The sequence below is a fragment of the Streptococcus sp. FSL R7-0212 genome, assembly GCF_038007985.1.
GTDB lineage: Bacteria > Bacillota > Bacilli > Lactobacillales > Streptococcaceae > Streptococcus > Streptococcus parauberis.
In genome coordinates, this window is the sequence record NZ_JBBOYF010000001.1 from 1 (window position 1) to 14172 (window position 14172).

Sequence of the window (14172 nt, forward strand, 5' to 3'; positions counted from 1 at the left end):
ATGACAGAAAATGAACAAATTTTTTGGAATCGAATCTTGGAATTAGCTCAAAGCCAATTAAAACAAGCAACATATGAATTTTTTGTTCTAGATGCACGCTTAATAAGTGTTGATAATCAAATTGCGACTATTTATTTAGAACGAATGAAAGAATTATTTTGGGAAAAAAATCTTAAAGATGTTATTCTCACCGCTGGCTTTGAAGTCTATAACCAACAGATATCAGTCCAATATGTTTTTGAAGACAGTTTAGAAAATGAAATTATAACTGAATTACCAGGAAGGATGACACCTAGTAGTCAAACAATATCTAGGTTACCTGCTATTAATCCTGATTTAAATCCCAAATATGGATTTGATAATTTCATTCAAGGTGATGAGAACCGTTGGGCAGTAGCAGCGTCAATTGCTGTTGCTAATACTCCTGGGTCTACTTATAACCCATTGTTTATTTGGGGAGGTCCTGGATTAGGTAAAACTCATTTGTTAAATGCTATTGGTAATTCTGTTTTGCAGGATAATCCGCATGCTCGAGTAAAGTACATATCAGCTGAAAACTTTATTAATGAATTCGTAACTCATATTAGACTTGATAAAATGGATGAATTAAAAGAAGTTTTTAGAAATTTAGACTTACTCCTTATTGATGATATTCAGTCACTTGCTAAAAAGACTTTAGCAGTTACCCAAGAAGAGTTCTTTAATACCTTCAATGCTCTTCATAACAATAATAAACAAATTGTATTAACTAGTGATAGAACTCCTGATCATCTTAATGACTTAGAAGAAAGATTAGTTACGCGTTTTAAATGGGGTTTAACTGTTAATATTACGCCTCCTGATTTTGAAACACGGGTCGCTATCTTAACTAATAAAATTCAAGATTATAGTTTTACTTTTCCACAATCAACAATTGAATATTTGGCTGGTCAATTTGATTCGAGTGTTCGTGACCTAGAAGGGGCACTTAAAGACATTAGCTTGGTGGCCAATTTCAAACAAATTGATGTTATCTCTGTTGAGTTGGCTGCGGAAGCTATTCGGGCAAGAAAACAAGATAGTCCAAATAAAATTAGAGTCATTCCAATTGAAACCATTCAAGAGCAAGTTGGCAAGTTTTATGATGTCACAGTTAAAGAAATTAAGGCTACAAAGCGGACTCAGGACATCGTTTTAGCCAGACAGGTAGCTATGTATCTGGCACGTGAAATGACAGATAATTCCTTACCGAAGATTGGTAAAGAATTTGGTGGTCGTGACCATTCAACTGTTCTTCATGCTTATAATAAAATCAAAAATATGATTGTCGATGATGAAAGTCTCCGGATTGAAATTGAAACAATTAAAAACAAGATTAAATAAGCTTGTGGATAAGTCACTGAAAAGTGACAGACTTATTAACATTTTATGAACAGGCTTTAAGTCAAAGTATTTCTTATTTCAGCATAGTTTTCCACCTTATACACAAGACCTACTATTACTACTAACTATTATACTTAATAACTAAAGGAGTTTCCATGATTCAATTTTCTATTAATCGTTCCCTTTTTATCCAAGCATTAAATGCAACTAAAAGAGCTATTAGCAGTAAAAATGCTATTCCAATTCTTTCTACTATTAAGATTGAAGTTAACCAAGAAAATATTACATTAACTGGTTCTAACGGACAAATCTCTATTGAAAATACTATTCCTGTAAGTAATGAAAATGCTGGTTTATTAATTTCTTCTACTGGTTCTATTTTGTTAGAAGCAAATTTCTTCATCAATATCATTTCAAGTCTTCCTGATGTTTCTTTAGATTTTAAAGAAATCGAACAACATCAAGTTGTTTTAACTTCTGGTAAATCTGAAATTACCCTTAAAGGAAAGGATGTTGAACAATATCCTCGTTTGCAAGAAGTTTCAACAGATAATCCACTTGTATTAGAAACAAAATTATTAAAATCAATTATTTCTGAGACTGCTTTTGCTGCAAGTTTACAAGAAAGTCGTCCAATTCTGACAGGTGTCCACATTACTTTAAGTAATAACAAAGATTTCAAAGCGGTAGCTACAGACTCTCATCGGATGAGCCAACGTCTCCTATCACTTGAAAAATCAGCTAACAATTTTGACGTTGTCATTCCTAGTAAGTCATTAAGAGAGTTTTCTTCTGTTTTTGGTGATGACATTGAAACTGTAGAAATCTTCTTTTCACCAAGTCAAATTTTATTTAGAAGTGAACACATTTCTTTCTACACAAGACTTTTAGAAGGAAATTACCCTGATACTGATCGTCTTTTGATGAATCAATTTGAAACAGAAGTTGTTTTCAATACGCAATCTCTTCGTCATGCAATGGAACGTGCGCATTTGATTTCTAATGCTACTCAAAATGGAACAGTTAAACTTGAAATTGCAGCTAATGAAGTTACAGCACACGTTAATTCTCCAGAAGTTGGTAAAGTTAATGAAGAATTAGATACTGTTGAAAAATCAGGTAATGATTTAACGATTTCATTTAATCCAACTTATTTGATTGAATCTCTAAAAGCACTTAAAAGTGATACTGTTCGTATTCGTTTCATTTCGCCAGTAAGACCATTTACACTGACACCAGATGATAATCAAGAAGGCTTTATTCAATTAATTACCCCAGTTAGAACTAACTAAAGAAAAACTCCTACTAAGGAGTTTTTTTTGGTATGATAATTACAAAAGAAATCTTTACAAGGGAGTTAAGATGTATCAATTAAATTCTTTAGTAGAAATGAAAAAACCTCATGCATGTATTATTAAGGAAACAGGTAAGAAAGCTAATCTGTGGAAAATTATTCGCCTAGGAGCAGATATTAAGATTCAGTGTACAAATTGTGATCATATTGTTATGCTTAGTCGACATGATTTTGAACGAAAGTTAAAAAAAGTGATGCAACCATAAAAAGCTTGTTTAAGTCACTGTTTAATAACGGTTTGCTACTTATGGTTGCTTAAAAAAGTGCTAGATTTTCAAGAGAATACTTATTATGATAGAGTTATCAACAGAAAGGAACATCTATCGATGAATAAGTTTTCAGAGCAGTTAAAACATTTTCGTCTTGAAAAAAATTTTTCACAAGATTATTTGGCAGATCAATTATTTATTTCTAGACAAGCTATTTCAAAATGGGAAAATAATGAAGCATATCCAGATATGACAAATTTAATTAAACTATCTACTATTTTTGAAGTCAGTTTAGATCAATTAATATTGGGGAAAAAACCAGAAAAAACTGTGGAGCGGATTGTTGAGAAGAAGACCCTTAATATTAAATCTCTTATCATAAATTTTTGGTTAATTTTTGGCAATTTATTAGTAGCCATATTTATATTACATGTGATTTATCTTTTTCTTGATTATTTAGGAATAGTTCCTCATTTCTTAGAATAATTATTTTGGTAATTGATAATTTAGTCTGTCATTTGACAGGCTTTTTCTTATATTTTTATGCTATAATAATACTGATTGAAATTTTGAACGGAGATTATTCATTTATGGCTTTAACAGCTGGAATTGTCGGTTTACCTAATGTTGGTAAATCAACTTTATTTAATGCAATTACAAAAGCAGGAGCAGAGGCTGCTAATTATCCTTTTGCAACGATTGATCCTAACGTTGGTATGGTTGAAGTACCTGATGAACGTTTAGATAAATTAACTGAACTGATTACACCTAAAAAAACAGTTCCAACAACTTTTGAATTCACAGATATTGCTGGTATTGTTAAAGGTGCCTCAAAAGGTGAAGGATTAGGTAATAAATTTTTAGCTAACATCCGTGAAGTAGACGCTATTGTTCACGTGGTTCGTGCTTTTGATGACGAAAATGTTATGCGTGAACAAGGTCGTGAGGATGCATTTGTGGATCCTCTTGCGGATATTGATACTATCAATCTAGAACTTATTTTAGCAGATTTAGATTCAATCAATAAACGGTATGCGCGTGTTGAGAAAATGGCCCGTACTCAAAAAGATAAAGAGTCACTTGCTGAATTTAATGTTTTACAAAAAATTAAACCAGTCCTTGAAGATGGTAAATCAGCTCGTACAATTGAATTTAATGAAGAAGAAGCAAAAGTTGTAAAAGGTCTATTCTTATTAACAACTAAACCAGTTCTTTATGTAGCTAATGTGGATGAAAATCGAGTTGCTGATCCAGATGATATTGATTACGTTAAACAAATTCGTGAATTTGCTGAGACTGAAAATGCAGAAGTGGTGGTTATTTCCGCACGCGCAGAGGAAGAGATTTCAGAACTTGATGATGAGGATAAGGCAGAATTTTTAGAAGCTATTGGTCTTACAGAATCGGGTGTGGATAAATTAACACGCGCAGCTTATCATCTATTAGGCTTAGGAACTTACTTTACAGCTGGTGAGAAGGAAGTTCGTGCATGGACATTTAAACGTGGTATTAAAGCTCCACAAGCTGCGGGTATTATTCACTCTGACTTTGAGCGAGGATTTATTCGTGCAGTAACAATGAGTTATGATGATTTAATGGCTTATGGTAGTGAAAAAGCTGTTAAAGAGGCAGGTCGTTTACATGAAGAAGGAAAAGAATATATTGTTCAAGATGGCGATATTATGGAATTCCGTTTCAATGTGTAATTGATAAAGAAATAAGTCAGAAGGTTGGAAGTTAATTCCAGCCCTTTTACTATTTATAGAAAGAGTATATTATGGTAAAAATGATTGTTGGTCTAGGAAATATTGGATCAAAATATGATATGACAAAACATAATGTTGGGTTTATGGCAATTGATAGAATTGTTAAAGATTTAAATATTAATTTTTCTGAAGATAAAAATTTTAAAGCTTTAATTGGTTCAAGCTTTCTTAATCAGGAAAAAGTCTATTTTGTTAAACCAACAACTTTTATGAATAATAGTGGTATTGCTGTCAAAGCTCTCCTAACTTATTACAATATTGCCATTGATGATTTAATAGTAATCTATGATGATTTGGATATGGAAGTCGGCAAAATAAGATTCCGTCAAAGAGGATCAGCAGGCGGTCATAATGGGATTAAGTCAATTATTGCTCATATTGGTAGTCAAGAATTTGACCGTATAAAAATTGGAATTGGTCGTCCTCAAAATGGGATGACTGTTATTAATCATGTCTTAGGAAAATTTGATAAAGATGATGCCATTACCATCGACTTAACACTAGATAAAGTTACTGATGCTGTTGATTTCTATTTGAAAGAAGCAGACTTTGAAAAAACTATGCAGAAATATAATGGGTAGCAATGAATATATTAGAATTAGTAAGTAAAAATAAAGCCATTCAATCATGGTTTTCTGGAACTAGAACTTTAGGTCGACAATTAGTAATGGGCTTATCTGGTTCCAGTAAAGCTCTAGCTATTGCAGCCAATTTTATTGATCAACCAGAAAAAATTGTTATTGTGACAGCAAGTCAAAATGAGAGTGAAAAATTGAGTAGTGATTTAGCTGCCCTTTTGGGAGAAGAAAATATTTTTCAATTTTTTTCTGATGACGCTGTTGCAGCTGAATTTGTTTTTTCTTCTTTGGATAGAGCTATTTCAAGAATTGAAGCAATCAATTTCTTAGTTAATCAAGAACAATCTGGTATTTTAGTAACTAATGTTATTGGATTACGAACTTTATTACCAAATCCAAAGGTCTATCAACATAGTCAATTAACATTTGAAGTAGGTATGGAATATAGCCTCGCTCAATTAGTTAAACAATTGACTAATATTGGTTATCAAAAAGTTTCGCAAGTGATTAATCCAGGTGAATTTAGTCGCCGTGGAGATATTCTTGATATCTATGAAATCACCGAAGAAAACCCCTACCGGATTGAATTTTTTGGTGATGAAGTAGATGGCATTCGACAATTTGATAGTGAGAATCAAAAGTCTATTCTGCAAAAAGAATTAATCACGATTATTCCTGCAAGTGATGTCATTCTTGAGGAAAAAGATTATGCGCGTGGTATTGAAAAGTTAGAAGCTGCAATAAAATTAGTTAATGAAGAAACAAAATCGTATCTCCATGATCTAATTTCTGTTTCAAAAGATGGATACCGTCACAAAGATCTTCGACAATTTTTATCTGTTTTTTATGAAAAGGAATGGACTCTTTTAGATTATATACCAAAAGGGACCCCACTCTTTTTCGATGATTTTCAAAAGATATTAGATAAAAATGCTAAATTTGATTTAGAAGTAGCCAATCTTTTAACTGATCATTTACAACAAGGTAAAGCAATTCCTAGTTTAAATTATTTTGCTGATAACTATCGTGATTTTCGAAATTACAAACCAGCGACATTTTTCTCTAATTTTCATAAAGGTCTTGGAAATATAAAATTTGACAAATTGCATCAGTTGACACAATATGCGATGCAAGAATTCTATAATCAATTCCCACTTTTGGTTGATGAAATAAAAAGGTATCAAAAAGCACAGGCTACTGTACTTGTTCAAGTAGAGTCACAACAAGCCTATGAAAAATTACTAAAAAATCTAGAAGATTATGATTTTACTTTACCTTTAGTTGACATTAATGCTATTGAAACTAAGCAGGCTCAAATGGTTATTGGTCAAATTTCAAGTGGCTTTTATTTTGCTGATGAAAAAATCGCTTTAATTACAGAACATGAAATTTATCATAAACGGATTAAGCGTCGTGTTCGTAAATCCAATATTAGTAATGCCGAACGTCTAAAAGATTATAATGAATTAGCTATAGGTGATTATGTTGTTCATAATGTTCATGGGATTGGTAAATTTTTAGGGATTGAAACCATTGAAATTCATGGTGTCCATCGAGATTATGTAACTATTCAATATCAAAATTCAGATCGTATTTCTTTACCAGTCGAACAAATTGAGAGTTTATCAAAATATGTTTCTGCTGATGGCAAAGAACCTAAAATTAATAAACTCAATGATGGTCGTTTTCAAAAAACCAAACAAAAAGTTACTAAACAGGTCGAAGAAATTGCTGATGATTTATTGAAATTATATGCTGAACGAAGTCAGTTAAAAGGCTACCAATTTTCACCAGATGATGAATTACAGGCATCTTTTGAAGATAATTTTGCTTTTGTTGAGACAGATGATCAAATCAGATCAAGTAAAGAAATTAAAAGGGACATGGAAAGTAGTCATCCTATGGACCGATTACTTGTTGGTGATGTTGGCTTTGGTAAAACTGAGGTTGCCATGCGTGCGGCTTTTAAAGCAGTCAATGATCATAAGCAAGTAGCAATCCTAGTGCCAACTACTGTACTTGCTCAACAACATTATGAAAATTTTAAAGAGCGTTTCGAAGATTATCCAGTTGAAGTTGATGTTTTAAGTCGTTTTAGAAGTAAAAAAGAACAAACAGCAACTTTAGATAGATTAGCTAAAGGGCGTGTGGATATTATTATTGGGACACACCGTCTCCTATCAAAAGATGTTATCTTTTCTGATTTAGGCTTGATCGTCATTGACGAAGAGCAACGTTTTGGTGTTAAACATAAAGAAAAATTAAAAGAGTTAAAAACTAAAGTCGATGTATTAACCTTAACAGCAACGCCTATTCCAAGAACTTTACACATGTCTATGCTTGGTATCCGGGATTTGTCAGTTATTGAGACGCCTCCAACCAATCGTTATCCTGTCCAGACTTATGTGATGGAAACTAATCCTGGGATTGTCCGCGAAGCAATTATTCGAGAAATGGACCGTGGGGGACAAGTTTTCTATGTTTACAATAAGGTTGACACCATCGATAAGAAAGTTGCACAGCTGCAAGAGTTGGTTCCAGAAGCAACAATTGGTTTTGTGCATGGACAAATGAGTGAAATCCAATTGGAAAACACCTTGATTGACTTTATAAGCGGTGATTATGATGTTTTAGTGGCGACGACAATCATTGAGACAGGGGTTGATATTTCAAATGTAAATACTCTCTTTGTCGAAAATGCCGACCATATGGGGCTTTCCACTCTTTATCAGTTGCGTGGTCGCGTTGGCCGTTCCAACAGAATTGCTTACGCTTATTTGATGTATCGTCCAGATAAAGTCTTAAGTGAAATTTCAGAGAAACGACTTGAGGCGATTAAAGGCTTTACGGAATTGGGGTCCGGCTTCAAAATTGCCATGCGTGACTTGTCCATTCGAGGAGCAGGTAATATCTTAGGTGCTTCGCAGAGCGGCTTCATTGATTCCGTAGGGTTTGAAATGTACTCACAACTTTTAGAAGATGCTATTGCTAATAGGCAGGGCAAAACAAGTGTTCGTAAAAAAGGGAATGCGGAGATTAATCTACAAATTGATGCCTATTTACCACTTGAATACCTCAGCGATGAGCGTCAAAAAATTGAAATCTATAAACGGATTCGAGAAATTGATAATCGTCAAGATTATACAGAATTACAAGAAGAATTAATTGACCGATTTGGTGAATATCCAGATCAAGTTGCCTATTTATTAGAAATTGGTCTCTTAAAAGCCTTTATGGATCAGGCTTTTGCTGAATTAGTCGAAAGAAAAGATAATCAAGTGACAGTCCGTTTTGAAAAAGCATCACTCAAATACTATATGACACAGGATTATTTTGAAGCTTTATCAAAAACAAGCTTAAAAGCAAGAATCAGTGAAAATAATGGTAAAATTGATATAATTTTTAATGTCAAAAATGTGAAAGATTACAGCATTTTAGAAGAAATGATGTTATTTGGAGAAATGTTAAGTGAAATTAAAAATCGAAAAGAGTCAAAATCTGACCAGTAAATCAAGCTTAGCAATTACCATCAGTGGTTTTTTAGCTAAAATCCTTGCGGCTATTTACCGAGTACCCTATCAAAACCTAGTTGGTGATAGGGGCTTTTATGCTTATCAACAAGTTTATCCTATCTTAGCAATCATAAGTGCTTTAAGTTTGACAGCTTTTCCAAATGTGATTGCTAGTATTTATCAAAAAAGTAAAAAAACAGATTTATATCTGTTATTTAAATTTCAAGTACTATCAAGTCTGATTTTAGCTAGTCTTTTGTTACTTGCTAATCAGCCTTTAGCTAGAATTATTGGCAGTATTGAATTGGCACCGAGTATTATCCTAACTGCTTTTGTTTTGTTAACAGTTCCATTCATGTCTTTTTACAGAGGTTTAGCTCAAGCACATGGTGATATGATACCAACTGCCGTTAGTCAGGTGTTGGAACAGAGTGTTCGTGTCATTATCATTATTTTAGCTGCTTTTGCTTATTACCTTTTTGATTGGAATGTCTATTTTACAGCAAATGTAGCAGCTTCAGGTAATTTATTGGCCAGTCTAGCTATATTAGCTTACTTTGTCTGGAAGTCACCAACAACCCTCTTATTCCTCTTCAAAAAGCATAAAACCTCATTTAAGAATTTAGGACAAATTGGTTGGGCTGCGACAGTTTTTATCCTTTTCACCGTCTATCTCTTAATCTTTCAATTTCTTGATGCGTTATTTGTGAAGCAATCATTGCAATCCAGTGGCTTAACATCAATTCAGGCAGAAATTACCAAAGGTATTTATGATCGTGGGCAGCCTTTACTACAATTTGGATTGATATTCTCGAGCGCCTTTTTCACTACTTATTTACCTAAATTGTCAAAAAGTTATCATCAAAAAGATGCTAATTATGAAGAAGATAGTCAGACATTCTTTGATTTTATTACTTATCTCAATCTGACTTTAACAGCTGGCTTTATGTTAATTCTTCCGGCGATGAACATGGTTTTATTTGAAGATAAAAAGGGTAGCGTAGCTTTGGAAGTATACTTGCTGATGATTTTATTAGCTAGTCTCATCCAGTATTGCCACCAAAAATTCTTTATTGAAAATCATCAAAAGAGATCTTTCATCATCCTTGTGTGTGGTTTGATACTGAAACTGCTTTTAACGCCTATCATGACCTTCCATTTTGGCATCATTGGCGCGTCCTTGTCAGGGGTTATTCCACTTTTTATCATTCTCCTTTTATATATCAAAGTAAGTCGTGTAAGAATTAGAAGTTTAAAAAATATCAGATATTTTCTTGCTTTAAGCTTAATGCTTATTGTTGTGGCAATCAGCCAAGGCTACTTACCACAAGAAGAACGATTAGATAGTCTGTTAAATATTTTTATTTCGACAGGCCTAGGGCTTCTTGTCTTTATTCTGTCCAGTATTAAGCTAAAGGCCTTCAGTCAGAATTTATGGTCCTATCTACCATTTAAGAAAGAAAAGTGATAGAATAAAATGGACTGTGAGGTAAATTATGAGATTAGATAAATATTTAAAAGTATCCCGTATCATCAAACGCCGTCCTGTTGCAAAAGAAGTTGCAGACAAAGGAAGAATTAAGGTTAATGGTGTACTAGCAAAAAGTTCAACAGATTTAAAAATAAATGACCAAGTTGAAATTAGATTTGGTAATAAAATATTAACTGTCCGTGTCTTAGAAATGAAGGATAGCACTAAAAAAGAAGACGCTACCAAAATGTATGACATTATTAAAGAAACAAGGGTAGAAAGCAATGAAGAAGCCTAGTATTGTTCAATTAAATAATCAATACATCCATAGTGAAAAGTTAAAAAAACGTTTTGAAGAAGAAGAAGACAAAAAACGCAATCGATTTATTGGTTGGATTTTAGTGGTAATGATTTTTCTTTTTATTCTTCCAACATTTAATTTGGTAAAAAGTTATGTTGGTTTGGAACAACAAAATCAACAAATTATCAAATTGAAAAAAGAATATAAAGCTTTGGAAAAAAGTACCAAAAAAGAACAAAGTTTTGCAAAGCAATTAAAAGATGACGATTACGTCAGAAAATATGCGCGTGCAAAGTATTATCTATCTAGGGAAGGGGAAAAAATTTATCCTATTCCAGGATTATTACCAAAATAATATGGATGATATGATTAAAAAAATCGAAACATTTTTAGCCTATTCTGATCAAAAATTAGAAGAGTTACATGCTGAAAATCAAAAACTAAAAGAAGATACCTATCAGGAAAATAAATAAGGGAAAGGAGATAAAATGAAGAAATTACTAGCTATTTTTGTAATATTTTTTTTCATGTCTCCAATTCCAATTATTTCTACTGAGAAGACGCTTCACTTAAGTAAAGAAAAAATTTTTCAATTAGGTCAATCAGTGATTACCAAGGTCACTTATTTTAATTCAATACCTAGTAATCCTAATGTTTTCTCGGAAGTAAATAGTTACAAAGATTTAGAATTAAGTCAATTTGCTAAAGTAATTGTTCCCAATGAAGATTTCAAAATTACAGATTTACTGATTAATGCTAACGGGAAACCCGTCTTTCATTTAACTGATGGTAATTACATTGAAGCTAATAAGCAATTGATTTTTGATGACACCTTAATCAATCAACTAGAAGTCAATCAAGATTTTTGGACACAACCAAATCTTACAGTATATGATCAACCTTATGTTAAGGGAATTCCAGCTTCTAAAAAGACAATTGACAGTTATCAGAAAGTCCATGCTAGTAAGCTAGCACAAACACAACAAGGTAATTATTATTATATTGATGATAAAGGTTGGGTTTCTGCTAGTGGCTTGTCGACCTCAGATAACCGGATGATTAAAGTTCAAGAAATGCTTTCTGAAAAATATAATAAAGATAATTACTCTGTTTTTGTGAAACAGATTAATACACAAGCAAGTGCAGGAATTAATGCTGACAAACAAATGTATGCAGCTAGTATTGCTAAATTAGGAACTTTATATTTTGTTCAGGAAAGAGTCAATAATGGACAATTAAGATTTGATAGCAAATTTAAGTATGTCGATCAAGTCAATCATTTTAATGGTGACTATGATCCTTCAGGTTCCGGTCAAATTAGTAAAAAAGCTGACAATAAAGAATATAGTGTAGATAACTTATTACAAGGTGTTTCCCAGCATTCAGACAATGTGGCTACTAATATTTTAGGATATTATGGTGCTGATAAATATACTTCAAATTTTTCTACCCAAATGCAAGCTTTATCTGGAGCACCATGGGATATGGAAAAACGCAATTTATCTTCACGACAAGCAGCTAGTGTAATGGAAGCTATCTATTATCAAAATGGCAAGATAGTATCTTACTTATCCCATACTGATTTTGATGATCAACGTATTTCTAAAAACATCAAAGTTCCAGTAGCTCATAAAATTGGAGATGCTTATGATTATAAGCATGATGTCGCCATTGTTTATGCTGATTCTCCATTTATTCTTTCTATTTTTACTGATAAGTCAGATTATGATGATTTAAGTAAAATTGCCGATGACGTTTACTCTATATTAAAATGACATATCAAAAAATTTATAATTATATCAAAAATAAAGGCTTATTCGACCAACATCAACGGGTATTAATAGCAGTATCTGGTGGAGTAGATTCAATGAATTTACTGCACTTTTTGCATGTTAACCAGAAAAATTTGGAGATTAATATTGCAATTGCACATGTCAATCACAAACAACGTTTGGAATCTGATCAAGAAGAAGCCTATCTCGAATCTTGGGCAAAAAAAAATAATATTCCTTTTTATCAAACAGCTTTTTCAGGTCATTTTAGTGAAAGCAAAGCCCGTGATTTTCGTTATGCTTTTTTTAAGAAAATCATGGAAACTGAAAATTATTCTGCCTTGGTGACAGCTCATCATGCTGACGATCAAGTTGAAACAGTCTTTATGCGTCTGCTCAGAGGAACGAGATTAAGACACCTTTCTTCTATTAAAGAGTGTCAATCTTTTGGAAGTGGTCAACTAATCCGGCCTTTTCTAACCATGGCTAAAGCTGACTTGCCAGATATCTTTCACTTTGAAGATGCTTCTAATCAAACAAATGACTACTTAAGAAATCGGATTAGAAATCAGTATCTTCCGGAACTACGACAGGAAAATCCGCAGTTTGATTTTGCTTTGCGAGATTTAGCTCAAGAATCTCACTTGCTTGTTCAAGCTTTGAAAGATTTAATCTATACTGATAAACTCAATCAATTTTCGTATTTTTTGGGGAATAGCAAAGCTGTTCAATTTTTTTGTTTTCAAGAATATCTCGAACGCTTTACTGATTTAGTGATCTCAAAAAGTCAATTTGAGGATTTGTTATCATTAGTTAGACGTAAAAAAATTGGGACATATCCGATAAATCAAAGTTATCAATTAGACATTCAAGAAAATCAATTTGTTTTTGAAAAATTCAGTCCAAAGACGGAGGGAAATCTCAGTCATGTTCTGATAGAATATGGTACTAGTAATAAGTACAATAATTTTACTTTTACCTTTAGTCCCTTATCTCAAGAACAAGATAGTGTATTTCAAATACCAGTCTATCAGATGACACCAATTACCTTGCGTGGACGACAGGCTGGTGATAAAATTGATTTTGGTCAATTTTCAAAAAAAATCAGAAGACTCTTTATAGATGACAAATTCACTGCTAAAGAGCGAGAAAATGCTATAATTGGATTACAAGATGACCAGATTATATTTGTTATTATTGCTGATAAAACATATTTGAGAAAAGCATCTAAACATGATATAATGTTGGCTAAACTGTATGTTGAAAAATTAGAAAAAAGGTGACATCATGCTGGAGCAAGATATTAAAAGAATCCTCTATTCAGAAGAAGACATTATTAACAAAACAAAAGAACTAGGTCAAAAACTAACTGAAGATTATCAAGGGAAAAATCCTTTAATGGTTGGTGTTTTAAAAGGATCAGTTCCATTTATGGCTGAATTAATGAAGCACATTGATACTCATGTTGAAATTGATTTCATGGTCGTTTCTAGTTATCATGGCGGTACTACAAGTAGTGGTGAAGTTCAAATCTTAAAAGATGTGGACACAAATATTGAAGGTAGAGATATTATCTTTGTCGAAGATATTATTGATACTGGACGTACTTTGAAATATTTACGTGATATGTTTAAATACCGTCAAGCTAATTCAGTAAAAATTGTTACTTTGTTTGACAAACCTGAAGGTCGTGTTGTCGATATAGATGCGGACTATGTTTGTTATGATGTACCAAATGAATTTATTGTAGGATTTGGTTTAGATTACGCGGAAAACTATCGTAATCTACCGTACGTTGGAGTATTAAAAGAAGAAGTCTATACAAAATAGAAAAAGGTCAATTATCA

At 32.5% G+C, this 14172-nt stretch carries 14 protein-coding genes; all 14 read left to right on the plus strand.

All coding sequences use genetic code 11. The features are described 5' to 3' along the window. Positions 1 to 1362, plus strand: a 1362-nt coding sequence (gene dnaA / locus MKY69_RS00005) for a chromosomal replication initiator protein DnaA (protein WP_003107956.1), incomplete at its 5' end; no start/stop codon positions are given. A gap of 155 nt (positions 1363 to 1517) precedes the next feature. Beyond that, on the plus strand, positions 1518 to 2654 hold the full coding sequence (gene dnaN, locus MKY69_RS00010; RefSeq protein WP_003103000.1) for a DNA polymerase III subunit beta: 1137 nt from the start codon (positions 1518 to 1520) through the stop codon (positions 2652 to 2654). A gap of 70 nt (positions 2655 to 2724) precedes the next feature. Then, positions 2725 to 2922, plus strand: a complete 198-nt coding sequence (locus tag MKY69_RS00015; RefSeq protein ID WP_003104619.1) for a DUF951 domain-containing protein — start codon at positions 2725 to 2727, stop codon at positions 2920 to 2922. A 120-nt stretch (positions 2923 to 3042) separates the two neighbouring features. Continuing rightward, positions 3043 to 3411: a helix-turn-helix domain-containing protein gene (locus MKY69_RS00020; RefSeq protein ID WP_003107958.1), complete on the plus strand. Its 369-nt coding sequence runs from the start codon at positions 3043 to 3045 to the stop codon at positions 3409 to 3411. Positions 3412 to 3515: 104 nt separating this feature from the next. Further along, positions 3516 to 4631: a redox-regulated ATPase YchF gene (gene ychF / locus MKY69_RS00025; RefSeq protein WP_340790738.1), complete on the plus strand. Its 1116-nt coding sequence runs from the start codon at positions 3516 to 3518 to the stop codon at positions 4629 to 4631. Positions 4632 to 4702: 71 nt separating this feature from the next. After that, positions 4703 to 5272, plus strand: a complete 570-nt coding sequence (pth, locus tag MKY69_RS00030) for an aminoacyl-tRNA hydrolase (protein ID WP_003105422.1) — start codon at positions 4703 to 4705, stop codon at positions 5270 to 5272. Positions 5273 to 5274: 2 nt separating this feature from the next. Then, complete coding sequence (gene mfd, locus MKY69_RS00035; RefSeq protein ID WP_062806457.1) at positions 5275 to 8778, plus strand: transcription-repair coupling factor; 3504 nt, start codon at positions 5275 to 5277, stop codon at positions 8776 to 8778. Then, positions 8738 to 10249, plus strand: a complete 1512-nt coding sequence (locus MKY69_RS00040) for an oligosaccharide flippase family protein (protein WP_340790740.1) — start codon at positions 8738 to 8740, stop codon at positions 10247 to 10249. Before mfd ends, MKY69_RS00040 begins: the two co-directional genes overlap by 41 nt. 28 nt (positions 10250 to 10277) lie before the next feature. Next, positions 10278 to 10550 (plus strand): RNA-binding S4 domain-containing protein, encoded by a 273-nt coding sequence (locus tag MKY69_RS00045; protein ID WP_003105662.1) that lies wholly within the window; start codon positions 10278 to 10280, stop codon positions 10548 to 10550. After that, positions 10537 to 10908: an FtsB family cell division protein gene (locus MKY69_RS00050; protein WP_003105764.1), complete on the plus strand. Its 372-nt coding sequence runs from the start codon at positions 10537 to 10539 to the stop codon at positions 10906 to 10908. The genes MKY69_RS00045 and MKY69_RS00050 overlap by 14 nt, the downstream gene beginning before the upstream one ends. A 1-nt stretch (position 10909) precedes the next feature. Then, entirely contained in the window at positions 10910 to 11026 is a 117-nt protein-coding gene (locus MKY69_RS00055; RefSeq protein ID WP_003103229.1) for an SP_0009 family protein, read from the plus strand. A gap of 15 nt (positions 11027 to 11041) precedes the next feature. Further along, positions 11042 to 12328: a serine hydrolase gene (locus tag MKY69_RS00060; protein WP_076751568.1), complete on the plus strand. Its 1287-nt coding sequence runs from the start codon at positions 11042 to 11044 to the stop codon at positions 12326 to 12328. Beyond that, positions 12325 to 13608, plus strand: coding sequence for a tRNA lysidine(34) synthetase TilS (gene tilS / locus MKY69_RS00065; protein WP_003108839.1), 1284 nt, complete (start codon positions 12325 to 12327; stop codon positions 13606 to 13608). The genes MKY69_RS00060 and tilS overlap by 4 nt, the downstream gene beginning before the upstream one ends. Before the next feature lie 4 nt (positions 13609 to 13612). Next, positions 13613 to 14155 (plus strand): hypoxanthine phosphoribosyltransferase, encoded by a 543-nt coding sequence (gene hpt / locus MKY69_RS00070; protein ID WP_003105926.1) that lies wholly within the window; start codon positions 13613 to 13615, stop codon positions 14153 to 14155. Positions 14156 to 14172 lie beyond the last annotated feature (17 nt).

Bases quoted from the DNA above. Each gene is read 5' to 3' on its own strand.
- dnaN (WP_003103000.1), top strand. From the start codon at position 1,518: ATGATTCAATTTTCTATTAATCGTTCCCTTTTTATCCAAGCATTAAAT.
- MKY69_RS00015 (WP_003104619.1), top strand. From the start codon at position 2,725: ATGTATCAATTAAATTCTTTAGTAGAAATGAAAAAACCTCATGCATGT.
- MKY69_RS00020 (WP_003107958.1), top strand. From the start codon at position 3,043: ATGAATAAGTTTTCAGAGCAGTTAAAACATTTTCGTCTTGAAAAAAAT.
- ychF (WP_340790738.1), top strand. From the start codon at position 3,516: ATGGCTTTAACAGCTGGAATTGTCGGTTTACCTAATGTTGGTAAATCA.
- pth (WP_003105422.1), top strand. From the start codon at position 4,703: ATGGTAAAAATGATTGTTGGTCTAGGAAATATTGGATCAAAATATGAT.
- mfd (WP_062806457.1), top strand. From the start codon at position 5,275: ATGAATATATTAGAATTAGTAAGTAAAAATAAAGCCATTCAATCATGG.
- MKY69_RS00045 (WP_003105662.1), top strand. From the start codon at position 10,278: ATGAGATTAGATAAATATTTAAAAGTATCCCGTATCATCAAACGCCGT.
- MKY69_RS00050 (WP_003105764.1), top strand. From the start codon at position 10,537: ATGAAGAAGCCTAGTATTGTTCAATTAAATAATCAATACATCCATAGT.
- MKY69_RS00055 (WP_003103229.1), top strand. From the start codon at position 10,910: ATGGATGATATGATTAAAAAAATCGAAACATTTTTAGCCTATTCTGAT.
- MKY69_RS00060 (WP_076751568.1), top strand. From the start codon at position 11,042: ATGAAGAAATTACTAGCTATTTTTGTAATATTTTTTTTCATGTCTCCA.
- tilS (WP_003108839.1), top strand. From the start codon at position 12,325: ATGACATATCAAAAAATTTATAATTATATCAAAAATAAAGGCTTATTC.
- hpt (WP_003105926.1), top strand. From the start codon at position 13,613: ATGCTGGAGCAAGATATTAAAAGAATCCTCTATTCAGAAGAAGACATT.